Annotated in this window: 17 protein-coding genes, 1 rRNA gene and 1 pseudogene; 5 read left to right on the top strand and 14 right to left on the bottom strand. The window is 73.5% G+C overall.

Features of this window, described 5'->3' with window-relative positions:
* Positions 1-341: 341 nt before the first annotated feature.
* Together AB0D66_RS28520 and AB0D66_RS28515 are read right to left on the bottom strand one after the other, a co-directional pair.
* Positions 342-971: an NUDIX hydrolase gene (locus AB0D66_RS28520; RefSeq protein ID WP_362309499.1), complete on the bottom strand. Its 630-nt coding sequence runs from the start codon at positions 969-971 to the stop codon at positions 342-344.
* Positions 972-1,050: 79 nt separating this feature from the next.
* Complete coding sequence (locus tag AB0D66_RS28515) at positions 1,051-2,688, bottom strand: CTP synthase (RefSeq protein ID WP_362309496.1); 1,638 nt, start codon at positions 2,686-2,688, stop codon at positions 1,051-1,053.
* A gap of 505 nt (positions 2,689-3,193) precedes the next feature.
* Here AB0D66_RS28515 and AB0D66_RS28510 point away from each other — a divergent pair.
* From AB0D66_RS28510 to AB0D66_RS28500, 3 genes are all read left to right on the top strand, one after another.
* Positions 3,194-4,999, top strand: a complete 1,806-nt coding sequence (locus AB0D66_RS28510; protein WP_362309493.1) for a glycoside hydrolase family 15 protein — start codon at positions 3,194-3,196, stop codon at positions 4,997-4,999.
* Positions 5,000-5,100: 101 nt separating this feature from the next.
* Positions 5,101-6,486, top strand: a complete 1,386-nt coding sequence (locus tag AB0D66_RS28505; protein WP_362309489.1) for an FAD-binding oxidoreductase — start codon at positions 5,101-5,103, stop codon at positions 6,484-6,486.
* A 57-nt stretch (positions 6,487-6,543) separates the two neighbouring features.
* Positions 6,544-8,169: a PucR family transcriptional regulator gene (locus AB0D66_RS28500; RefSeq protein ID WP_362309486.1), complete on the top strand. Its 1,626-nt coding sequence runs from the start codon at positions 6,544-6,546 to the stop codon at positions 8,167-8,169.
* A gap of 105 nt (positions 8,170-8,274) precedes the next feature.
* Here AB0D66_RS28500 and AB0D66_RS28495 read toward each other — a convergent pair whose 3' ends face one another.
* The 5 genes from AB0D66_RS28495 to AB0D66_RS28475 all read right to left on the bottom strand — a co-directional run bounded on the left by AB0D66_RS28495 (position 8,275) and on the right by AB0D66_RS28475 (position 13,382).
* A complete protein-coding gene (locus AB0D66_RS28495; RefSeq protein ID WP_362309483.1) occupies positions 8,275-9,399 on the bottom strand; it encodes a glycosyltransferase family 4 protein in 1,125 nt (374 codons plus the stop codon).
* Between the two features lie 142 nt (positions 9,400-9,541).
* The gene (recN, locus tag AB0D66_RS28490; RefSeq protein ID WP_362309564.1) at positions 9,542-11,275 is read right to left on the bottom strand and encodes a DNA repair protein RecN; all 1,734 of its coding nucleotides are present in this window, start codon (positions 11,273-11,275) and stop codon (positions 9,542-9,544) included.
* A 115-nt stretch (positions 11,276-11,390) separates the two neighbouring features.
* Entirely contained in the window at positions 11,391-12,320 is a 930-nt protein-coding gene (locus AB0D66_RS28485) for an NAD kinase (RefSeq protein WP_362309480.1), read from the bottom strand.
* A complete protein-coding gene (locus AB0D66_RS28480) occupies positions 12,317-13,132 on the bottom strand; it encodes a TlyA family RNA methyltransferase (protein ID WP_362309477.1) in 816 nt (271 codons plus the stop codon). The genes AB0D66_RS28485 and AB0D66_RS28480 overlap by 4 nt, the downstream gene beginning before the upstream one ends.
* 7 nt (positions 13,133-13,139) lie before the next feature.
* Positions 13,140-13,382 (bottom strand): hypothetical protein, encoded by a 243-nt coding sequence (locus tag AB0D66_RS28475; RefSeq protein ID WP_362309474.1) that lies wholly within the window; start codon positions 13,380-13,382, stop codon positions 13,140-13,142.
* A 65-nt stretch (positions 13,383-13,447) separates the two neighbouring features.
* Here AB0D66_RS28475 and AB0D66_RS28470 point away from each other — a divergent pair, with 65 nt between their 5' ends.
* A complete protein-coding gene (locus AB0D66_RS28470) occupies positions 13,448-13,795 on the top strand; it encodes an alkyl sulfatase C-terminal domain-containing protein (protein WP_362309471.1) in 348 nt (115 codons plus the stop codon).
* 125 nt (positions 13,796-13,920) lie between these two features.
* Here AB0D66_RS28470 and AB0D66_RS28465 read toward each other — a convergent pair whose 3' ends face one another.
* The 4 genes from AB0D66_RS28465 to AB0D66_RS28450 are packed head-to-tail and all read right to left on the bottom strand — an operon-like array spanning position 13,921 to position 17,950.
* On the bottom strand, positions 13,921-14,775 hold the full coding sequence (locus AB0D66_RS28465) for an ABC transporter ATP-binding protein (protein ID WP_362309468.1): 855 nt from the start codon (positions 14,773-14,775) through the stop codon (positions 13,921-13,923).
* Entirely contained in the window at positions 14,772-15,791 is a 1,020-nt protein-coding gene (locus AB0D66_RS28460) for an iron chelate uptake ABC transporter family permease subunit (protein ID WP_362309561.1), read from the bottom strand. The genes AB0D66_RS28465 and AB0D66_RS28460 overlap by 4 nt, the downstream gene beginning before the upstream one ends.
* Before the next feature lie 23 nt (positions 15,792-15,814).
* Complete coding sequence (locus AB0D66_RS28455) at positions 15,815-16,870, bottom strand: iron chelate uptake ABC transporter family permease subunit (protein ID WP_362309466.1); 1,056 nt, start codon at positions 16,868-16,870, stop codon at positions 15,815-15,817.
* 48 nt (positions 16,871-16,918) lie between these two features.
* A complete protein-coding gene (locus tag AB0D66_RS28450) occupies positions 16,919-17,950 on the bottom strand; it encodes an HAD-IIA family hydrolase (RefSeq protein ID WP_362309463.1) in 1,032 nt (343 codons plus the stop codon).
* A gap of 96 nt (positions 17,951-18,046) precedes the next feature.
* Between AB0D66_RS28450 and AB0D66_RS28445 the strand changes: the two genes are divergently transcribed.
* On the top strand, positions 18,047-19,318 hold the full coding sequence (locus AB0D66_RS28445; RefSeq protein ID WP_362309461.1) for a DUF1015 domain-containing protein: 1,272 nt from the start codon (positions 18,047-18,049) through the stop codon (positions 19,316-19,318).
* 64 nt (positions 19,319-19,382) lie between these two features.
* Here the strand turns inward: AB0D66_RS28445 and AB0D66_RS28440 are convergent, their stop codons facing one another.
* The 3 genes and pseudogenes from AB0D66_RS28440 to rrf all read right to left on the bottom strand — a co-directional run.
* A complete protein-coding gene (locus AB0D66_RS28440) occupies positions 19,383-20,252 on the bottom strand; it encodes a tetratricopeptide repeat protein (protein ID WP_362309558.1) in 870 nt (289 codons plus the stop codon).
* Positions 20,253-20,762: 510 nt separating this feature from the next.
* Positions 20,763-21,896, bottom strand: a pseudogene (locus AB0D66_RS28435) (hypothetical protein); the annotation flags it as partial.
* Between the two features lie 105 nt (positions 21,897-22,001).
* Positions 22,002-22,092 (bottom strand): 5S ribosomal RNA (gene rrf / locus AB0D66_RS28430); the annotation flags it as partial.

Below are 22,092 nucleotides of genomic sequence, written 5' to 3'. Positions count from 1 at the left end.
CCCTGCCTTCGGATTGCGAGCGTAGTTCACGCAGAGCGACGAGCCGGGTGGAGCGCGGCGGGCATATCCCCTGATCGGATCAGCGGATCGTCCGCTTTTCCTCCCAGGGCCCCGGCTTTCCCTCCCCGGGGGGCCCGACCCGCGCGCCGGGCGGGGCCGGTAGGCCGCACCGGGGCACGGCGCCGGGAGCGGGCGGGCGGGGGCTCAGGGGCACGGCGCCGGGAGCGGGCGGGCAGGGGCCAGGGGCACGGCTCCGGGAGCCGGCGGGCAGGGGCCAGGGGCGGGCGCGGCCCCGGCGGCGGCCGCGGGCCCGGGGCCGCCGCCGGGGCGCAGGGGCCCGGCTACGCCTCGTACGGGCGGGCCGGCCAGGGGGCCGTGGCCGGGCGCAGGGCGTCCAGGCCGTCACCGGCCAGCGCGGCGGCGAGGGCCAGGACCCCCGTGACCAGCCCCGGATTGCCCAGCTCGCCCGCCAGTACGCCGCGTACCAGGTCGGCCAGCGGAACCCAGGCCACCTCCATGTCCGCCTCCTCCGATCCGGTCTCGGCGTACCGCTCGCCCTCGGCATCGGAGACGCCCCGCGCGAGGAAGACCCGGACCGCCTCGTCCGACCCGCCCGGCGAGGCGTAGAAGTCGGCCAGCACCCGCCAGTCCTCCGCCTTGACGTGCGCCTCCTCGTACAGCTCCCGCTCCGCGCCGAGCTGCGGGTTCTCCCCCGGCACGTCCAGCAGTCCGGCCGGCAGCTCCCACAGCCGGCGCCGCACCGGGTGCCGGTACTGGCTGAGGACCAGCACCCGGCCCTCCTCGTCCAGTGCCAGCACGCACACCGAGCCCGGGTGCACCTGGTAGTCGCGGCGGGCCGTCGACCCGTCCGGCATCCGGACCTCGTCGGAGTTCACCGCCGTCTTCGCACCCTGGAACGGCCGCCGGCTCGACCGTGTCTCCCAGGATTCCGACGTGTCCTTGACGTTCATGCCCCGACCCTCCACAACGCGCGACAGCCGGGGTACGGCAACTCCGTACCCCGGCTGTCTACGTTATGCCGTCAGGCGATCACTTCGCGGACTGCTGCCGCTCCACGGCCGCCTTGACCAGACCCGCGAACAGCGGGTGCGGGCGCGTGGGGCGCGAGCGCAGCTCCGGGTGGGCCTGGGTGGCCACCAGGTAGGGGTGCACCTCGCGCGGGTACTCGACGTACTCGACGAGCTTGTTGTCCGGGGAGGTTCCGGAGAAGACGAGGCCCGCCTTCTTCTCCAGCTCGCCGCGGTAGGCGTTGTTGACCTCGTAGCGGTGGCGGTGGCGCTCGTCCACGTACGCCTGATCGCCGTAGACCTCGCGCACGATGGAGCCCTCGGCCAGCTTCGCCGGGTACATGCCCAGGCGCATGGTGCCGCCCAGGTCGCCCGCGCCCTCGACGAAGGCCAGCTGCTCCTCCATGGTCGAGATGACCGGGTGCGGGGTGGAGGCGTCGAACTCGGTGGAGTTGGCGTCCTCGATGCCCGCGAGGTTGCGCGCGGCCTCGATGACCACGCACTGCAGGCCGAGGCACAGGCCGAGCAGCGGGATCTTGTTCTCGCGGGCGTAGGTGATCGCGCCGACCTTGCCGTTGACGCCGCGGTCGCCGAAGCCGCCGGGCACGCAGATCGCGTCCACGTCGCCGAGCACCGCGGCGGCGCCGGCCGGGGTCTTGCAGTCGTCGGAGGTGACCCACTTGATCTGCACGCGGGCCTTGTTGGCGAACCCGCCGGCGCGCAGCGCCTCGGTCACCGACAGGTAGGCGTCGGGCAGGTCGATGTACTTGCCGACCAGCGCGACCTTGACCTCGTGGTCGGGGTTGTGGACGCGGTCCAGCAGGTCCTCCCAGACCGTCCAGTCCACGTCGCGGAAGGGCAGGTCGAGCTTGCGCACGACGTAGGCGTCCAGGCCCTCGGTGTGCAGCACCTTCGGGATGTCGTAGATCGACTTGGCGTCGATCGCGGCGACCACCGCGGCCTCGTCGACGTCGCACATCAGCGAGATCTTGCGCTTGATGGACGTCGGGACGTCACGGTCGGCGCGCAGCACGATCGCGTCGGGCTGGATGCCGATGTTGCGCAGGGCCGCGACCGAGTGCTGGGTCGGCTTGGTCTTCAGCTCACCGGACGGGCCGATGTAGGGCAGCAGCGAGATGTGCACGACGAAGACGTTGTCGCGGCCGACCTCGTGGCGGACCTGGCGGACGGTCTCCAGGAACGGCAGCGACTCGATGTCGCCGACCGTGCCGCCGACCTCGGTGATGACGACGTCGACGTCGTCGGTCGCCATGCGGCGGATGCGGTGCTTGATCTCGTTGGTGATGTGCGGGATGACCTGCACGGTGTCACCGAGGTACTCGCCGCGCCGCTCCTTGGCGATGACCTGCGAGTAGACCTGGCCGGTGGTGACGTTGGCCGAGCCGTCGAGGTCGACGTCGAGGAAGCGCTCGTAGTGGCCGATGTCCAGGTCGGTCTCGGCGCCGTCGTTGGTGACGAACACCTCACCGTGCTGGAACGGGTTCATCGTGCCGGGGTCGACGTTGAGGTACGGGTCCAGCTTCTGCATGGTGACCCGCAGGCCGCGCGCCTTCAGCAGCGCACCCAGGCTGGAGGCCGTCAGGCCCTTGCCGAGGGACGAAGCGACACCCCCGGTGACGAAGATGTGCTTGGTCGTCATGGCTGTGCTGTTTCGAAAAGCAGCGGGCGGCGTCGCCAAGAGGGGGCTCCCGTGGTCGCGAGGTGAGGTGCGTCCGGCGCCGGCCACCGTCGATCCGGAAGGGTCTCAGGGGGCGCCGAAGCTGCGGTTTCGGGGCTCCTGATTCGCACAGGCAGACCACCGGTCCACGGGGTACCAGCCTATCAGCGCCCGGGCCGGTCTGCCTCCGGCCACGCGGCGCGGGGGTCCCGCACGGGGCGCGGGAGGGGCGGCACGGCGGCGTACCGGCAGGTCACCCGTTTGGCCCAGTCGCATTCTTCCGCGGCATAAGGAGATCACTAGGGTGCCGTCATATCCTGCTCGGATACCGCGCACATCACCGCCGGGCAGTCCGTCGCACGGCACCACCGAGCCGATATACGGAATCATGGGCTCGACGCGGAGATCCCCACCCACAGGAGACCGCGCAACCGCGCAATGCAAGCGCCCTTCGGGGCGGACGTGGCCGTTCGACTGGAGATGCAACGTGTCCGGGCGCATCGAGGATTACGCACTGATCGGGGACATGCAGACCGCCGCGCTGGTCTGCCGGGACGGGGCGGTGGACTGGTTGTGTCTGCCACGTTTCGACTCCCATGCCGTGTTCGCGAGCATTCTCGGCACCGAGGATCACGGGTTCTGGCGGATCGGCCCGGCCTTTCCACCGGGTACCGAGCCGCCGCGGGCCACCCGGCGCCGCTACCGCGGCGACTCGCTGGTGCTGGAGTCGGAATGGGACACCCCGCGCGGCACCGTCCGCGTGATCGACTTCATGCCGCCCCGCGAGGGGCACGCCCCCCAGCTGATCCGGATCGTCGAGGGGGTCAGCGGGCGCGTCAAGATGCGCTCCGCGCTGCGCATGCGCTTCAGCTACGGGCGGGTCGTGCCCTGGGTGCACAAGGTCGACGGGCGCACCGTCGCCGTGGCCGGGCCCGACTCCGTGTGGCTGGACACCGACGCGCAGACGTACGGCAAGGACCTGACCACCTACTCCGACTTCACCGTCGGCCCGGGTGACCGGATGGCCTTCAGCATCAGCTGGCAGCCCTCGCACCGCGGCGCGCCGGAGGCCCCCGACGCCGAGGCGGCCCTCGACTCCACCACCGAGTTCTGGCGCGAGTGGGTCGAGCAGTGCACGTACCACGGGCCCTACCGGGAGGCGGTGGTCCGCTCCCTGATCACCCTCAAGGCCCTCACGTACGGCCCCACGGGCGGGATCGTCGCCGCGCCGACCACCTCCCTGCCGGAGGAGATCGGCGGGGTCCGCAACTGGGACTACCGCTACACCTGGCTGCGCGACGCCGCCATCACCCTGTCCTCGCTGCTGCGCACCGGCTACCGCGAGGAGGCCCGCGCCTGGCGCGAGTGGCTGCTGCGCGCCGTGGCCGGCGACCCCGAGAACCTCCAGATCATGTACGGGATCGCGGGCGAGCGGGAGCTCGGCGAGACCGAGCTGGACTGGCTGCCGGGCTACGAGAACTCCCGCCCGGTGCGCGTCGGCAACGGCGCCGCCGGGCAGCTCCAGCTCGACGTCTACGGCGAGGTCACCGAGGCCCTGCACCTGGGCCACATGACGGGCCTGGCCCGCAGCGACTACGCCTCGCTGCTCCAGCTCAAGCTGATCCGCTACCTGGAGACCCACTGGGACCAGCCCGACGAGGGCATCTGGGAGGTGCGCGGCCCGCGCCGCCACTTCGTGCACTCGAAGGTGATGGCCTGGGTGGCCGTGGACCGCACGATCAAGCTCATCGAGAGCGGGGACGCGGACGGCCCGCTGGAGCGCTGGCGGGAGCTGCGCGACGAGATCCACCAGGACGTGTGCGAGAAGGGCTACGACAAGGAGCGCAACACCTTCACCCAGTCGTACGGGTCGAAGGAGCTGGACGCCTCCCTGCTGCTGATCCCGCAGATGGGCTTCCTGCCGCCGGACGACAAGCGGGTCATCGGCACCATCGAGGCGATCCAGCGCGAGCTGTCCACGCCCGACGGCTTCATCCTGCGCTACCCGACGGCGGGTGACGAGGCCGGTGTGGACGGCCTGGAGGGCGACGAGGGGGCCTTCCTCGCGTGCTCCTTCTGGATGGCCGACGACCTGGCGATGATCGGGCGGGTGGACGAGGCGCGCCGGCTCTTCGAGCGGCTGCTGTCGCTGCGCAACGACCTCGGGCTGCTGGCGGAGGAGTGGGACCCGCGCCTCCAGCGGCAGGTCGGGAACTTCCCGCAGGCCTTCAGCCACGTCCCGCTGATCGACACGGCGCTGCGGCTGACCGCGAGCGGGGCGTACGGCGGGTAGCGCTGTGGGCGATCACCGGGGTGACGCGTCTTCGGCGCGCCCCGGTGATCGCCGCCGCCTACCCTGGAAGGGTCCTATGCCCTTCTCGGAAGGGGGAGGCCATGGCGCCCCTGTCGAAGGCGGGCACGGCGCTCGCCGCGCTCCGCGAGGACCTGGCCGGTGATGTCTTCGCCCCGGAGGATGCGGGCTACGACGAGGCCCGGTCGGTCTTCAACGCGATGATCGACCGCAGGCCCGCCGTCATCGCGCAGTGCGCGAGCCGGGCCGACGTCGTGACCGCCGTACGGTTCGCCCGGGACCTGGACCTGAAGATCGCGGTCCGCGGCGGCGGGCACAGCGTGTCCGGCTCCGCTCTCGGAGACGGGGCCCTGGTGGTGGACCTGCGGCGGATGCACGAGGTCACCGTCCACCCGGCGGCCCGCGCGGTGCGGGTCGAGGGCGGGGCGACCATGAGCCACCTGGACCGCGCCTGCGCCCCGTACGCACTGGCCACCACCGGCGGCCGGGCCTCCACCACGGGCGTGGGCGGTTTCGTCCTGGGCGGCGGCAGCGGTTGGCTGGACCGCACGTGCGGGCTGGCCGTGGACAACCTGCTGGGCGTGGAGCTGGTGACGGCCGACGGCACGGTCGTGGAGGCCACGGCCGAGGAGCGCCCCGAGCTGTTCTGGGCGCTGCACGGCGGCGGCGGGAACTTCGGGGTGGCCACCGCGCTCACGCTGCGGCTGCACGACCTGCCCGCGATGTCGATCGCCTTCCTGCTCTACCTGCCGGAGTACGGACCCGAGGTGGTGCGGACCTACCGGGACCTCATCGAGGGCGGCCCGGTGGAGGCGAGCGGGGGCGTGATCTACCTGACCGGCCCGCCCGACGACGAGTTCGTGCCGCCCCATCTGGCCGGGCGGCTGATCTGCGCGGCCCTGGTCACCTACGCGGGCCCCGAGGACCGGCTGCACCGGCTCGCCGAGCCGCTGATGGCGCTGCCCCACGAGGCGGCGATGGTCACCGCGATCCCGTACGCCGATCTCCAGTGCATGATCGACGACCCGCCGGGGCTGCGGAACTACTGGTCGGCGGAGTACCTGACCGGGGCGCCGGACGCGTTCGTCGACGTGTTCTGCGCGCGGGCCGGCACGATGCCGGTGCCGACCGGGACGCAGCACATCCTCTTCCCGCAGGGCGGCGCCATCGCCTCGGGGCCGGCCGACTACCCGGTCCCGTACCGGGACGCGTCCTGGGCGGTCCACCCCTTCGGGATCTGGGAGGACACCGCCGACGACGAGCGGTGCCGCCAGTGGGTGAAGGACGTCCGCGCCGACGTCCAGCCGTGGAGCACGGGTGCGGTCTATCTGAACTTCACCGGCGACGAGGGCTCGGAGCGGGTCGTCTCGGGCCTGGGCGCCGAGAACATGCGGCGGCTGGGGCAGGTCAAGCGGGAGTACGACCCGGACAACGTCTTCCGCTTCAACCACAACATCCGGCCGCTCTGACATTCGTGACCCATGGGTGATGTGATCGGAACAGGGCGGCGGGTACCGTCCCGCGATATGGACGATCAAGGCGGAATCACGGTTCAGCGGGCACTGGAACTGCCAGGGCTGCGCAGCGGGCTGCCGGAGGTGGTGGCCTGCGCCGACCGGCTGGGCCGGACCGTCCGCTGGGTGCACGCGGGCGAGGTCCCCAACATCGCCTCGCTGCTCAAGGGCGGCGAGCTGCTGCTGACCACGGGTCTGGGCCTCGGGACCCGGCCGGCCGAGCAGCGCGCCTTCGTACGCCGTCTCGCGGACCGGGGGATCGCGGCGCTGGTCGTCGAGCTGGGCCCGCGCTTCACCCGGCTTCCGGCCACGCTCGTGGAGACGGCCCGCGCGGCGGGCCTACCGCTCGTCCAGCTCCACCGGGAGGTCCCCTTCGTCACCGTCACGGAAGAGGTCCACACCGAGATCGTCAACCACCACTACGCGCTGCTCCAGCGGGCCGAGGAGGTCCACCGGCGGTGTACGGAGGCGCTGCTGGGCGGCGGCGGCATCCCGCAGGTGCTGCGGATCGTGGCCGACTTCACGGGCAACCCGGTCTTCCTGGAGACCCCCGACGGGCAGCTGCTGTACGCGGCCGGCAGCTCGGGCGCGGACGCGGGCGCCGACCCGCTCCAGGTCTGGGAGGGCCTGCGCGGCCAGCGCGAGGCCGAGCCCTCGGCGAACACGGTGGTGATCGACGTACCGGGCGGGGGCCACGGCACGGGCTCGGTCCGGGCCCGGGTGGTGCTGGTCGGGGTCTCGGCCCCGCTGCTGCCGGTGCACCGGATGGCGGCGGAGCGTACGGCGGGCGTCCTGGCGGTCGTCCTGATGCAGGCCCGGCAGGAGGACGAGCTGGCGGCGCGCGGCCGCGGCGACTTCCTGACGGACCTCGCGGAGGGCCGCATCTCGGCCGAGGACGCCCCCGCGCAGGCCCGCGTCCTCGGCTTCAAGCCGGGCGCGGGACCGCTGCTGCCGATCGTGATGCGGCTGTCGACGGACCTGGGCCCGTCGGGGAACTGGGCCGTCCTGGCCCGCGCGGTGCTGGAGGAGCTGTCGTCGGTCGGGGTCCCGGTGCTGCTGGGGGTGCGGCCCGTGGAGGGCCGGGTGCCCCTGCTGGTCTCCCTGCGCGCGGAGTCGGAGCGCACGTCGGTGGCGGACCGGGTGGCGGCGGCCCTGCGGGCGGGCGTGGAGCGCGCGGGCCTGGACCGGGCCTCGGCGCCGCCGGCCGTGGTCGTCGGGGTCGCGGGCGGCTGGGCGGCGGCCTCGGCCGGGCTGCGGCACGCGGCGGAGACCGCCACGGCGGCGCACGGCCTTCCGGCCCGCCCCTGGTACGACGCCCGGCGGCTGGACATCGACCTGCTGCTGTGGCGCCTGCGCGAACATCCGGACCTGGCGGCGTTCGTGGACCGCGCGATCGGCCCGCTGCGCACCCATGACGCGGCCTCGCGGCCGCCGCTGCTGCCCACGCTGGAGACGTACCTGGCCCACGCGGGCCGCAAGGCGGAGACGGCCCGCGAGCTGCACCTCAACCGCCAGACCCTGTATAACCGCCTGGCCCGCATCTCGGAACTCCTGGGCACGGACCTGGACGACCCCGAAACGGTCCTCTCCCTCAGCCTGGCCCTGCGCGCCCGCCGCCACGCCCCCACTCCGTCCTGACGCGCCGCTCGCCGCCCCTCGGACTCCGTCCGTCGGCCCCGGGCGGGACCATCCAGCCCCGCCGGCGATTGAGGCGCGGGGCCCGGGGCGGAACCCCGGCCGCGGCTACCGCCGTCCCCGCTCCATCAGCTCGTCGTAGACCGACAGGACCTGCGCGACCGTGTCGTCCTCCGAGGGCCAGGTCGCGGCCTGGGCGCGCCCCGCGGCGACCAGCTCGGCCCGGTGGCCGGCATCGGCCAGCAGCCCGGACACGGCCGCGGCGAAGGCGGGCGCGTCCCCCGGCGGGACCAGGACGGCCCCCCGCCCCACCAGCTCCGGCACGCCCCCCACCGCCGTGGCGACCAGCGGCACCCCCACCCGCAGCGCCTCCTGCGCCAGCAGGGCCCGTTCCTCCCAGCGGCTGGGCAGCACTGCCAGGTCCGCCGCCGCGAGCAGCTGCGCCGCGTCCCGGCGCCGCCCCAGCAGCCGTACCGGAAGCCCTTCCTCCACGATCCGCCGGGACAGTTCGGTCCGCAGCGGCCCCTCCCCCGCGATCACCAGCAGCGGCAGCGGTTCCAGCGTGCGCCACTCCCGGGCCGCGTCGAGCAGGACGGAGTACCCGCGGTGCGCCACCAGGCTCCCGACCGCGATCAGCAGCGGCCTTCCCACCGCGCCCAGTTCCGCCCGCACCTTGCCGGGATCGGCGCCCGGCGCGGCCGCCGGCACGGCCACCGGGGCCAGCCGCGCGTCCCGCGCACCGCGCAGCCGGGCCCGGTCCACCAGGTCCGAGGAGGCGCCGAGCACCACCGCCGCCGCCCGCGCCACGTGCCGTTCCAGGAGCCGGCTCAGCCGCCCGAGCGCGGCGCCGGCCGCACCGGCCTCGGCCGGGCCGTCCGCGTGCCAGCTCACGACCAGCGGTACCCGCCGCCCCCGCAGGGCCAGCGCGGCCCGCATCCCGGCCCGTACCCCGTGCGCGTGCACGACGTCGGCCCCGGCGCAGGCGGCCCGCAGCGCGTTGGCCGCGTCGGGCGCGAACTGCGCCCCGGCGCCGGTGAAGTCGTACTCGCCCTCCGCCTCGACGGGCGCGCACACCGTGACCCGTACCCCGCGCGCGGCGAGCCCGGTCGTGAGCGACCGCACGTGCGCGCTGCTGCCCGCGCCCGCACCGCCGCCGAGCACTTGGACGGTACGCAGCGGGGGCCGCCCGTAGGGCTGTGCCGGGACGGACGGGAAGACCGGGGAGCTGCTCACGGGCCGAAGCTCCAGGGTGAGGGAGTCAGAGACGTCGCCCAGGATGCCAGTCCGCACGCGCGTTCCGGGACCATACGGGTGCGGATCCCGTGAGAGATACCGCAGGACACCCCCGAGCCTCACCCACACGGGCTACGGCGCGTCAACCGCGGCCGCCGTCGGCGCGTGCCGCCGCGAGGAGTTCCTCGGCGTGTGCCCGCGCCGAGACGGAGTCCTCGTGGCCCGCCAGCATGCGGGACAGCTCGCGCACCCGGTCCTCGCCCTCCAGGACGGTGACACCGCTCCGGGTGACCGATCCGTCGTTGGTCTTCTCGACGAGCAGCTGCCGGTCCGCGAACGCCGCCACCTGCGGCAGGTGCGTGACGACGACCACCTGGGCCGACTTGGCGAGCTTCGCCAGCCGCCGGCCCACCTCGACGGCGGCCTTGCCGCCGACGCCCGCGTCGACCTCGTCGAAGAGGTACGTGGGCACCGGGTCGGAGCCCGCGAAGACGACCTCCACGGCCAGCATCACCCGGGAGAGCTCGCCGCCGGAGGCGCCCTTGGCGATCGGCCGCGGCTGGGCCCCGGGGTGCGGGGCGAGCAGCAGTTCCACCTCGTCCGCGCCGGAGGGCCCGTAGGCGACCGGGCGGCCGTCGACGTCCACTCCTTCGGGGTCCTCGGTCTGCCGGACGTCGATGGTCACCCGGGCGTGCGGCATCGCCAGCGAGGCCAGCTCCTCCGTCACGGCCGAGGCGAACCGGGTCGCCGCCTCCACGCGTGCGTCCGTCAGCGCCTGTGCCAGGGAGGACAGTTCGGAGCGCAGTCCGTCCCGCTCGGCGGTCAGCTCGGTGATCCGCTCGTCGTCGCCGTCCAGCTCCAGCAGCCGCGCGGCGCCCCGCTCCGCCCATTCCAGCACCGCGTCCACGGTGCCTTCGGAGCCGTACTTGCGGGTCAGCTGGGTCAGGGCGGCGCGCCGCTCCTCCACCGCGGCCAGCCGCAGCGGGTCGGCGTCCAGGTCGTCGGCGTAGCCCGCCAGCTCCCCGGCCACGTCGGCCAGCAGGATGCCCAGTTCACCGATCCGCTCGGCGAGCGCGCCGAGGGCCGGGTCGTGCGAGCGTACGGACTCCAGTGCCCGGTGGGCGCCCGCGACGAGGGTGTTGGCGTCGATGGCCTCCGGGTCCTCCGGGTTGCCGGCCAGCGCGGCGTGCGCCAGCTGGGCGGCCGAGGACAGCGATTCGGCGTGCCCGAGCCGCTCGGCCTCCGCCGCCAGCTCGGCGTCCTCGCCCGCGACCGGCTCCACGGCGGCGATCTCGTCCAGCCCGAAGCGCAGCAGATCGGCCTCCTGGGCGCGTTCACGGGCCCGGGTGGTGATCTCCTCGAGTTCGACGGCGACCGCGCGCAGCCGGCGGTAGGCCGAGCCGTACTTCTCCAGCGGTACGGCGACGGCGTCCCCGGCGTACCGGTCGAGCGCCTGCCGCTGCCGGGCGGGCCGCAGCAGGCCCTGCTGGTCGGTCTGCCCGTGTACGGCGACCAGGTCGTCGGCGAGCTCTCCGAGCAGGCCGACGGGCACGGAGCGGCCGCCGACGTGGGCGCGCGAGCGCCCCTCGGCGGACACCGTCCGGCTGATCAGCAGGGCGCCGTCGTCGAGCTCGGCTCCCGCCTCCTCCGCGCGCACGGCGGCGGGGGCGTCCGGGCGCATGACGATGCGGCCCTCGACGACCGCGGCCTTGGCCCCGATCCGTACCAGGGCCGGGTCGGCGCGACCGCCGAGCAGCAGCCCGAGGCTGGTGACGACCATCGTCTTGCCCGCGCCGGTCTCGCCGGTCACCGCGGTGAAACCGGGCGACAGCTCGACCACCGCGTCGTCGATGACCCCGAGCGACCGTATCCGCATCTCCTCAAGCACGGGACGACGATACCGAGGTTTCACTGGTGCCATGTGACCTCACCCGCCCGAAGTTCTCCGAACGGACGTGCTATTTAGAGGGTCGGGCGGGCCTGGGCCAGCCTCAGTGGGGCGCCCCGCGCCATCCGGACACCGGAAGCGCGAACTTCGCGACGAGCCGGTCCGTGAACGAGGCGTGGTGCAGCCGGGCGAGCCGCACCGGCACCGCCCCCCGCCGGACCTCCACCCGGGCCCCGGACGGCAGCTCCAGCATCCGCCGCCCGTCACACCACAGCACCCCGTGCGGGGTGCCGCTCTGCACCTCGACCGCCAGCACCGAGTCCGGCGAGGTCACCAGCGGCTTCGCGAACAGCGCGTGCGCGCTGATCGGCACCATCAGCAGCGCCTCCACCTCCGGCCAGACCACCGGCCCGCCCGCGGAGAACGCGTACGCCGTAGAGCCGGTCGGGGTCGCGCAGACGATCCCGTCACAGCCGAAGCCGGTCACCGGACGCCCGTCGATCTCCAGCACCACTTCGAGCATCCGCTCCGGCGAGACCTTCTGGACCGCGGCCTCGTTCAGCGCCCAGTCCTGGTGGACCACGTCGCCGTTCGTGCGCACCGTCACATCGAGGGTCATCCGCTCCTCGACCTCGTACTCGCGCGTCACCACCCGGTCGACGACCTTGTCCAGGTCGTCGCGCTCCGCCTCGGCGAGGAACCCCACCCGCCCGAGGTTGACGCCCAGCATCGGCACCCCGGAAGCCCGCGCGAACTCCGCGCCGCGCAGCAGGGTCCCGTCACCGCCCAGCACGATCAGCAGCTCGCAGCCGTCGAGCACGCCCGGCGTGGACTCGGTGACGAGCTCCACCTCGGGCGGCAGCGGCAGGTCGGCCGCCTCGTGCGCGAAGACCCGTACGCCCAGCCCGCAGCGCAGCAGCCCCTTCACGACCAGCTCGGCGCTCCGGATGGCCGCCGGCCGACCGGTGTGCGCGAGCAGGAAGACCGTCCGCCCCGTCGCCGAACCCGACCCTGAACCCGCTGAATCTGTCACTGCGGCCCCTCCGCCACTGCACGGTCAACATCCGCCGGGTCGAGTGCCGGTGCCCCCGCCCGCAGCCACAGAAAGTACTCGACGTTCCCCGAGGGCCCCGGCAGCGGACTCGCGGTCACCCCGACCACGCCCAGCCCCAGCTTCGCCGCCTGCGCCGCGACCTCGCGCACCGCCTCCGCCCGCAACTCGGGGCTGCGCACCACGCCGCCGCTTCCCAGCCGGTCCTTGCCCACCTCGAACTGCGGTTTGACCATCAGCACCAGGTCCGCGTCCGGCGCGCAGCACCGTACGAGCGCGGGCAGCACCAGCCCGATCGAGATGAAGGACAGGTCACCGACGACCAGGTCGACCGGAACCCCGTCGATCAGCTCGACCGTCAGTTCCCGGACGTTCGTGCGGTCCTTGACCGTGACCCGCCCGTCGCTCTGCAGGGACCAGGCCAGCTGCCCGTAGCCGACGTCGACGGCCACCACGTGGGCGACTCCCGCACGCAGCAGCACATCGGTGAACCCGCCCGTGGAGGCCCCGGCGTCCAATGCCCGCCGGCCCTCGACCCGCAGCCCCTCGGGCTGGAAGGCCGCGAGCGCCCCCGCGAGTTTGTGGCCGCCCCGGGAGACGTAGTCCGGATCGCTGTCGTCCTTGAGGACGACCAGCGCCGCGCTCGTCTCGACCTGGGTGGCGGCCTTGGTCGCGGTGCTACCGCCCACGGTCACCCGGCCCGCGGCGATCAGCTGCGCGGCGTGCTCGCGCGAGCGGGCCATGCTGCGGCGCACCAGTTCGGCGTCCAGGCGGCGGCGTGCCACTCCTGCCACGTTCGGTTCAGCTCCTGTTTTCGTGCGGTCCAGGGACGGGCGGTGCGTCCAGCGCGGTCAGCGCCTCGCGCAGCCCCCGGTGGACATCCTCGTACACCGTGAGGTGTCCGTCCGCCGCGAGGTGGTCGGCCTCCGCCAGCCGCGCCAGGTGCGCGTCCACTGCGTCGTGCCCGGTGGGCGTGCGTACGATGCCCAGCGCCGCGGGCCCGGCGGCGGACTCGGCCGTGGGCTCGGCAGCTTCGTCGGTCATGCCCCGACGCTACCCCGAAGCGCCCCGCGACCACGCAACGGCTCTGCGGTACGGTCGTGATCACGATGGCTACGATCCAGGAGTGCCGAGACGCACTCGACCGACTCTCCGACAACCTCGCCGGGGCCGACGGCGGCGTGCGCGGCGCGGCGGCGCTCGACCGCTCGCTGAGCTGCCACATTACGGACCTCGACCAGACCTTCACCGGCCGCCTCGACAACGGCCGGATCCGGGTGGACACGGTCACGCCGGGCCCGCCCGCGGCGAAGGCCGAGATCAGGCTCGCGATGACCGGCGACGACCTGGTCGCCCTGGTCGCGGGCGACCTCAAATTCGCCAAGGCCTGGACCGCGGGCCGCGTCCGCCTGGAAGCGGGCTTCCGCGACCTGCTCCGCCTGAAGAGCCTGCTCTAGGGGGCGCTGCCGGCCCCGCCCGCCGATCCCCGCCGGGCCGGCCCCGGCCCCGCCGGCGTTCGAGACGCGGGGCCCGCCCCGGCGCCGTACCCACGCCACGGCATCCGGGGGGCCCGCCGCCCCCGCTACACCGCCTGCGCGACCCGCGACCGCCGAGCCGCCGGAACCACCAGCGGCGTCCCCGTCTCCGGGTCGGCGATGACCTGGCACTTCAACCCGAACACCTGCTCCACCAGCTCCGCGGTGACGATCTCCCCCGGCGCCCCCTCGGCCACGACCTCCCCATCCCGCATCGCGATCAGATGCGTCGCGTAGCGGGCCGCGTGGTTCAGGTCGTGCAGCACCGCCACCAGCGTCCGCCCCTGCGACTCGTGCAGCTCCGCGCACAGGTCGAGCACGTCGATCTGGTGCTGGATGTCCAGGTACGTCGTCGGCTCGTCGAGCAGCAGCAGCGGGGTCTGCTGCGCCAGCGCCATCGCGATCCACACCCGCTGCCGCTGACCGCCCGACAGCTCGTCCACGGCCCGGTCGGCGAGCTCCGCGACCCCGGTCGAGGCCATCGACTCCGTGACGATCCGCTCGTCCTCCGGCGACCACTGGCGCAGCAGCCCCTGGTGCGGGTAGCGGCCGCGCGAGACCAGGTCGGCCACCGTGATGCCGTCCGGCGCGATCGAGGACTGCGGGAGCAGACCGAGGGTCTTGGCGACCTTCTTCGCCGGCATCGACCCGATGGCCTGCCCGTCCAGCAGCACCCGCCCGGCGGACGGCTTCAGCATCCGCGACAGGGCCCGCAGCAGCGTGGACTTGCCGCAGGCGTTGGGGCCGACGATCACGGTGAAGGAGTGGTCGGGGATCTCCACCGACAGGTTCTCGGCGATGACCCGCTGGTCGTAGCCGAGGGTCACGTTCTCCGCGGTCAGCCGCTGCACTTGGGTACTCCTCGGGTTCCGGAACATCGCGGTCGTGGTGGAGGCGGTCATATGCGTCCCGCCTTGCGCTCAGTGACCAGCAGCCACAGCAGGTAGACGCCGCCGACCAGCCCGGTCACCACGCCCACGGGCAGCTGGTCGGCGCCGAAGGCCCGCTGCGAGGCCCAGTCGGACACCAGCAGCAGCACCGAGCCCATCAGCGCGGCGGTCAGCAGGTTCGCGCCCGGCGAGCGGGTCAGCCGCCGGGCCAGCTGCGGCGCGGCCAGCGCGACGAAGGAGATCGGGCCGGCCGCGGCACTCGCCGCCGTGGTCAGCAGGATCGCCGCGAGCATCAGCAGCAGCCGGGTACGTTCCACCCGTACCCCGAGGGCGTACGCGGCGTCGTCGCCCATCTCCATCATCCGCAGGGCCCGGCCCTGGCCGAGCACCAGCGGGAAGAGCACCGCGCAGACCGCGAGCAGCGGCCACACCTGCGCCCAGTCCCGGCCCGCCAGCGAGCCGGTCAGCCAGACCATCGCCCGGGTGGCCTCGACCATCTGGGCCTTCGTGATCAGGTACTGGATCAGGGCGATCAGGATGGCCGAGGCCCCGATGCCCACCAGCACCAGCCGGTACCCGTGGATCCCCTGCTTGTAGGCCAGCAGGTACACGGCCAGGCCGGCCAGCAGCCCGCCGAGCAGCGCGCCGCCGGCCACCTCGGTGGCGCTGCCCTTGAACAGGATGATCACGACGAGCGCGCCCACCGCCGAGCCGTACCCGAAGCCGAGCAGGTCGGGCGAGCCGAGCGGGTTGCGCGAGACCGACTGGAAGACGGCCCCGGCCATCCCGAGGGCCGCGCCGACCAGCAGGGCGACCAGGACCCGCGGCAGCCGCAGGTCGTTGACGATGAAGTCATTGGCGGGGGTGCCGTTGCCCAGCAGGGTCTGCACGACGTCCCAGGGCGCGATCCGGAAGTCGCCGGTGCCGATGAGCACGACGGCCAGCGCGAACGCGGCGACGGCCAGCAGCACCCCGGCGGCCAGGGCCCGCCGCTCGACCCGCAGCGAGATCCCGCCGGGGAGGTTCATCCGACGGGCTTTGGCGGTCGCGGTCACAGCTGGGCCATCCTCTTGCGCCGAACCAGGTAGATGAAGACGGGGCCGCCGACGAGGGCGGTGACGATGCCGACCTGGAGTTCGGCGGGCCGGGTCACGACCCGCCCGACCACGTCGGCGCCGAGCAGCAGCACGGGCGACAGGACGGCCGAGTACGCGAGCACCCAGCGCATGTCGGGTCCGGTGAACGCCCGCACCAGGTGCGGGATCATCAGCCCGATGAAGACGATGGGCCCGCAGGCGGCCGTGGCCGCACCGCACAGCAGGGTGATGGCGAGCATCGCGCCGATCCGCGTCCGGGTCAGGTTCGCGCCGAGCGACCGGGCGGTGTCGTCGCCCATGGCCATCGCGTTGAGCGGTCGGCCGAGGGACAGCGCAAGCACCGCGCCGACCAGCAGGAAGGGGGCGACCTGGCGGACGGTGTCCATGTTGGCGGAGGCCAGCGACCCCACCGTCCAGAAGCGCAGCTTGTCCAGCGCCTTGCTGTCCATCAGCTGCACGGCGTTGATGTAGCCGACCAGGGCCGCGCTGGCCGCCGTACCCGCCAGCGCGAGGCGTACCGGGGTGGCGCTGCGGCTGCCGCCGAGCACGTAGACGACGACGGAGACGAGGGCGGCGCCCAGGAAGGCCCACCACACGAACTCGCTCAGCGAGCTCGCGCCCAGGAAGCTGATCGCGGAGACCACGGCGGCCGCGGCGCCGGCGTTGACGCCGAGGATGCCGGGCTCCGCCAGCGGGTTGCGCGTCAGGGCCTGCATGACCGCGCCCGACAGGCCGAGCCCGAGCCCCACCATCAGCCCGAGCAGGGTGCGCGGCACCCGCAGGTCCCGCACCACCACGTCGGAGGGGGTCCCCGAGTACTCGAAGAGGCCGTGCCAGACCTCGTCGAGGGGCATCTGCTTCGCGCCGACGGCGATGCTCAGCACCGCGATCAGCGCCAGCACCGCGAGGGCGCCCAGCAGCCCTGCGGCACGCGCGCCGTGGCGTGGACGGGCGGCGGCGACCGGCGCCGCGCTCTGTTCGGGGGGACTCTCGGGACTCTCGACCAACACGGAGGTTAGGCTAACCTACCCTGCGTCTTTTCAGATCACCCGAACGGTCTACAGCCCCAGCCGGACCAGGGCCTTCTCCGCATCCTGCGCACAGACCCCGTCCCCGGCGGCCGTCCAGGCCGCCGCGCACAGCGCCCGCAGCCCGTCGATCGGATCCCCGTCGCCGCGCAGTTCCAGTACCTCGTCCAGCGCGAGCGCCGTCCATCCCCCGCAGCGGAACCCGGCCCCGTCCGCCGCCACCTCGGGCTGACCGGTCAGCAACCCCCGCAGATCCCGGTCCACATACGTCGGCCGGTGCCGGGGCTCGGCCCGCACCAGCTGCTTCGCGTCCGTCACCCCGGTCAGCACCAGCAGCGAGTCCACCTCCCCGTTGAAGGCGCCCTCGATGTCGGTGTCCAGCCGGTCCCCGACCACCAGCGGCCGCTTCGCACCCGTCCGCAGCACCGTCTCCCGGTGCATCGGGGGCAGCGGCTTGCCCGCCACCTGCGGCTCGGCGCCCGTCGCGATCCGCACGACCTCCACCGCGGCCCCGTTGCCCGGCGCGATGCCCCGCGCCCCCGGAATCGTCAGGTCGGTGTTGGAGGCGTACCACGGCACCCCCCGGTTGATCGCGTACGAGGCCTCCGCGAACCGCCCCCACGCCAGGTCCGGCCCCCCGTACCCCTGGACGACCGCCGCGAGCCCCTCCTCCTCGGCCGAATCCACCGGCACCAGCCCGCGCTCGCGCAGCGCGACCCGCAGCCCCTCCCCGCCGATCACCAGCACCTTGGACCCCGCGGCCACCTGCTCCGCGATCAGCCGGGCCACCGCCTGCGCCGAGGTGATCACCTCGGCCGGCTCGGTCGGGACGCCCAGCTCGCCCAGATGCCGCGCCACGGCTTCCGGAGTGCGCAGCGCGTTGTTCGTGACGTACGCGAGGTGCATCCCGTCGGCCCGGGCCGCGGCGAGCGACTCGACCGCGTGCGCGATGGCCTGCCCGCCCGCGTAGACCACACCGTCGAGGTCCAGCAGAGCGGTGTCGTAAGCCTGGTGGAGGCTCCGCTCGCTCGGCGCGGGGCTGGTCCTGCTCTGCCGGGTCATCTGTCCGCTCCTCATACCTTTTCGCACGACCGATCTTGTCCGGATCCGAACTCCCCCGATCATCCCGCATCCCGAGACGGGTCTTACCATGCACCAATGACCACATCTGGTACCGCGGACCGAGGGCTGCGCCTGATCCCGTTCCACGGCCTGCGCTATGTCCCGGAGCGCGTCGGCAGCCTCGCCGCCGTCACGTCACCGCCGTACGACGTGGTCGTGCGCCCCGACGGAGTCGACCACCTCGAATCCGCCGACCCGCACAACATCGTCCGGCTGATCCTTCCGCAGGCCGGCACCCCCGCCGCGCGCAACGAACAGGCCGCACGGACCCTGCACGACTGGCTGGCCGAGGGCATCCTCAGCGCCGACCCCGAGCCCGCGCTCTACGTCTACGAGCAGCGCCGGGCCGGCCTGCTCCAGCGCGGCATCATCGGCGCCCTCGCCCTGTCCACCGCCGATGCCGGCATCGTCCTGCCCCACGAGGACGTCATGCCCGACGTGGTCACCGACCGGGCCGGTCTGATGCGGGCCACCTCGGCCAATCTCGAACCGCTCCTCCTCACCTACCAGGGCGACGACCCCGGCGCCGGCACGGCAGCGGTCGTCGAGCGGACCGCACGGCGTGTGCCCCTGCTGTCGACGACCACCGAGGACGGCTTCCAGCACCGCCTGTGGGCCATCACGGACCCGGCCGAGCTGGCCACCGTCACCGCCGACCTCAGCCACCGACAGGCACTCATCGCCGACGGCCACCACCGCTGGGCGACGTACCTGCGCCTCCAGGAGGAGCACGGCTCCCCCACCCCCTGGGACTTCGGACTGGTCCTGCTCGTGGACACCGTCCGCTACCCGCTCCAGGTCCGCGCCATCCACCGGATGCTGCGCCGCCTCCCGGTCCGGGACGCCCTGGCCGCCCTGCACGGCCACTTCCAGGTCCGCCCGGTCGACGGACCGCTCCCGCTCGCCCTGGAGGTCCTCTCGGACGCGGCGGAACGCGGCAACGCCTTCCTCCTCACCGGCGACGGCGGCTTCCACCTGGTGACCGACCCCGACCTGGCCCTCCTCGACCGCACGGTCCGCCGCGACCGCCCCGAGGCCTGGCGCCGGCTGGACGCCACGGTCCTGCACGCGACCCTGCTGGACGCCCTGTGGGACATCCCGGACACCCCCGACCAGATCACGTACATCCACGACGCGGCGTCGACCGTGGCCATGGCCGAGCGCCACGGCGGCACCGCGGTCCTGCTGCACCCCGTACGGGAGGAAGTCGTACGGGACCTGGCCCGCCAGGGCGTCACCATGCCGCGCAAATCCACCTCGTTCGGCCCGAAGCCGGCCACCGGCCTGGTCCTGCGCGGCCTGGACTGACCCGCCCCGGACATGCGAAAGGGCGGTACCCCGACCGGGGTACCGCCCTTCTTCACACCACGGCTCAGGCCTTGTCGCGACCCGCGTCCCGCTCTTCATCCTCGTCGTCTTCGTCGTCCTCGACGACCACGATCTCGTCGGTGGCGTCGAAGTCGGCCTCGGACTCCTCCAGCGGCTCGTACTCGTCGTCGTCCTCGTCGTAGTACTCGGCGACGTCCGAGGCCCGCTCGGCCGCGGCGACCTCGGCCGGGTCCTGGTCCTCATCGTCCTCGTCGTCCTCGACGAGGTCGTCGGCCGGCTCCACCGAGGCGTCGACGAACTCGACGCCGTCGAGCTCGGCGAGACGGTCGGAGGCGTCCGTGGAGCCGTCCTTGTCCGCCTCGAGGGTCTTGCCGAACCACTCGCGCGCCTCGTCCTCACGACCGGCCGCCAGCAGGGCGTCGGCGTAGGCGTACCGCAGGCGCGCGGTCCAGGGCTGGACGGAGTGGGAGGCCAGCTCCGGGCTCTGCAGGGTCACGATGGCGGCCTCGAGCTGCCCCTGGTCCCGGCGGGCACCGGCAGCCACCAGCCGCATCTCGACCTGACCGGCCTTGTCCAGCTTCTGCACCTCGGGCTCGCCGGCCATGGCCAGAGCCCGCTCCGGACGGCCGAGGCCGCGCTCGCAGTCGGCCATCACGGGCCACAGCTCGACGGAGCCGGTCATGCGCTTGGCGGCTCGGAACTCCGCGAGCGCCTCGCTGTACTTCTGCGTGGCGTACGCGGCGAAGCCGGCGGCCTCGCGGACGGCGGCGACGCGGGAGGCCAGTCGCAGGGCGATGCGCGAGTACGCGTACGCCTGCTCGGGGTCATCGTCGATCAGCCGCGCGACCATGACGAGGTTCTTGGAGACCTCCTCGGCCAGGCCCTTGGGCAGGCTCAGCAGCTCCTGACGCACGTCGGCGTCGATCTCGAGGCCGGTGACGTCCTCGTCGATCGGGAGCCGCTTGACCGGGTCGCGGTCGCGGTCCCCGCGGTAGTCGCGGTCGCCGCCACGGTCATCGCGGCCACGGTAGCCACCACGGTCACCACCGCGATCGTCACGGCCACCACGGAACCCGCCACGGTCGCCGCCGCGGTCGTCACGACGGGGGTAGCTGGGGCGGTCGCCCCGGTCACCGCGGTCGTCACGGCGGAAGCCGCCGCCGCCACCCGAGGGACGGTCGCCACCCCGGTCATCGCGACGCGGGTAGGACGGACGGTCCCCACCACGGTCGTCACGGCCGCCACGGAACCCACCACGGTCGTCATCACGACGCGGGTACGACGGACGGTCCCCACCACGGTCGTCACGACGGAAGCCGCCGCCGCCCGAGGGACGGTCGCCACCACGGTCATCGCGACGCGGGTAGGACGGACGGTCGCCGCCACGGTCGTCACGGCCGCCACGGAACCCACCACGGTCGTCTTCACGACGCGGGTAGGACGGACGGTCCCCACCCCGGTCGTCACGGCGGAAGCCGCCACCGGCGGGACGGTCGCCACCCCGGTCGTCACGACGGAAGCCGCCGGCACCGCCGGAGGGACGGTCGCCACCTCGGTCATCGCGACGCGGGTACGAAGGACGGTCCCCACCACGGTCGTCACGACCACCACGGAACCCACCACGGTCGTCATCACGACGCGGGTACGAGGGACGCCCGCCACGGTCGTCGTCACGACGGGGGTACGACGGACGGTCGCCACCCCGGTCATCGCGGCGGAACCCGCCGGCGCCCCCGGAGGGACGGTCGCCCCGGTCATCGCGACGCGGGTAGGACGGACGGTCCCCACCACGGTCGTCACGACCACCACGGAACCCACCACGGTCGTCATCACGACGCGGGTAGGACGGACGGTCGCCACCACGGTCGTCGCGGCGGAAGCCGCCGCCCGAGGGACGGTCGCCACCCCGGTCGTCACGACGCGGGTAGGACGGGCGGTCCCCACCACGGTCGTCACGGCGGAAGCCGCCGCCACCACCCGAGGGACGGTCACCCCGGTCATCACGGCGGAAGCCACCGCCGGAGGGACGGTCGCCACCCCGGTCGTCACGGCGCGGGAAGCTGGGACGGTCGTTGTCCCGGCGGAAACCGCCACCGCCACCGGCGGAAGGACGGTCACCACGGTCATCACGACGGAAGCCGCCACCGGCGGGACGGTCGCCACCCCGGTCATCGCGACGCGGGTAGGACGGACGGTCCCCGCCACGGTCGTCACGGCCGCCACGGAACCCACCACGGTCGTCATCACGACGGGGGTAGGACGGACGGTCCCCACCCCGGTCATCACGACGGAAGCCGCCGCCACCACCGCCGGCGGGACGCCCGCCGCGGTCGTCGCGCCGGAAGCCACCGCCACCGCCACTGCCACTGCCACTGCCGGCCGGTCGGCCACCACGGTCGTCACGACGGAACGGGGGACGGTCGCCACCACGGTCGTCACGGCCCCCGCGGTAGCCGCCCCTGTCACCGCCGTCGTTGCGCCGAGGCTCGCGCTCCGGACGATCGTCGGGAGAGTTGGACATGGGTGTGACTCCTGTCTTCGGGGTACCGCTAGTCATTCTCGCGCAACCAACCCATGGCCGCGCTTCGGCGTAAAGAGGTCAAAAACAAAAAAGACCCCTGGTCCAGCGTTGAACGCTGGACCAGGGGTCCTTTGAAAGATTGTTCGGCGGCGTCCTACTCTCCCACAGGGTCCCCCCTGCAGTACCATCGGCGCTGAAAGGCTTAGCTTCCGGGTTCGGAATGTAACCGGGC

Source organism: Streptomyces sp. NPDC048270, from assembly GCF_040652335.1.
Lineage (GTDB): Bacteria > Actinomycetota > Actinomycetes > Streptomycetales > Streptomycetaceae > Streptomyces.
The sequence above is the reverse complement of the archived record's forward strand: the minus strand, read 5'-3'. Positions and strand labels throughout refer to the sequence as shown.

Excerpts from the sequence above, each read along its gene's own strand:
- AB0D66_RS28520 (WP_362309499.1), bottom strand. The coding sequence starts at position 971 with ATGAACGTCAAGGACACGTCGGAATCCTGGGAGACACGGTCGAGCCGG.
- AB0D66_RS28515 (WP_362309496.1), bottom strand. The coding sequence starts at position 2,688 with ATGACGACCAAGCACATCTTCGTCACCGGGGGTGTCGCTTCGTCCCTC.
- AB0D66_RS28505 (WP_362309489.1), top strand. The coding sequence starts at position 5,101 with ATGGCGCCCCTGTCGAAGGCGGGCACGGCGCTCGCCGCGCTCCGCGAG.
- AB0D66_RS28500 (WP_362309486.1), top strand. The coding sequence starts at position 6,544 with ATGGACGATCAAGGCGGAATCACGGTTCAGCGGGCACTGGAACTGCCA.
- recN (WP_362309564.1), bottom strand. The coding sequence starts at position 11,275 with ATGCGGATACGGTCGCTCGGGGTCATCGACGACGCGGTGGTCGAGCTG.
- AB0D66_RS28475 (WP_362309474.1), bottom strand. The coding sequence starts at position 13,382 with ATGACCGACGAAGCTGCCGAGCCCACGGCCGAGTCCGCCGCCGGGCCC.
- AB0D66_RS28470 (WP_362309471.1), top strand. The coding sequence starts at position 13,448 with ATGGCTACGATCCAGGAGTGCCGAGACGCACTCGACCGACTCTCCGAC.
- AB0D66_RS28465 (WP_362309468.1), bottom strand. The coding sequence starts at position 14,775 with ATGACCGCCTCCACCACGACCGCGATGTTCCGGAACCCGAGGAGTACC.
- AB0D66_RS28460 (WP_362309561.1), bottom strand. The coding sequence starts at position 15,791 with ATGAACCTCCCCGGCGGGATCTCGCTGCGGGTCGAGCGGCGGGCCCTG.
- AB0D66_RS28450 (WP_362309463.1), bottom strand. The coding sequence starts at position 17,950 with ATGACCCGGCAGAGCAGGACCAGCCCCGCGCCGAGCGAGCGGAGCCTC.
- AB0D66_RS28445 (WP_362309461.1), top strand. The coding sequence starts at position 18,047 with ATGACCACATCTGGTACCGCGGACCGAGGGCTGCGCCTGATCCCGTTC.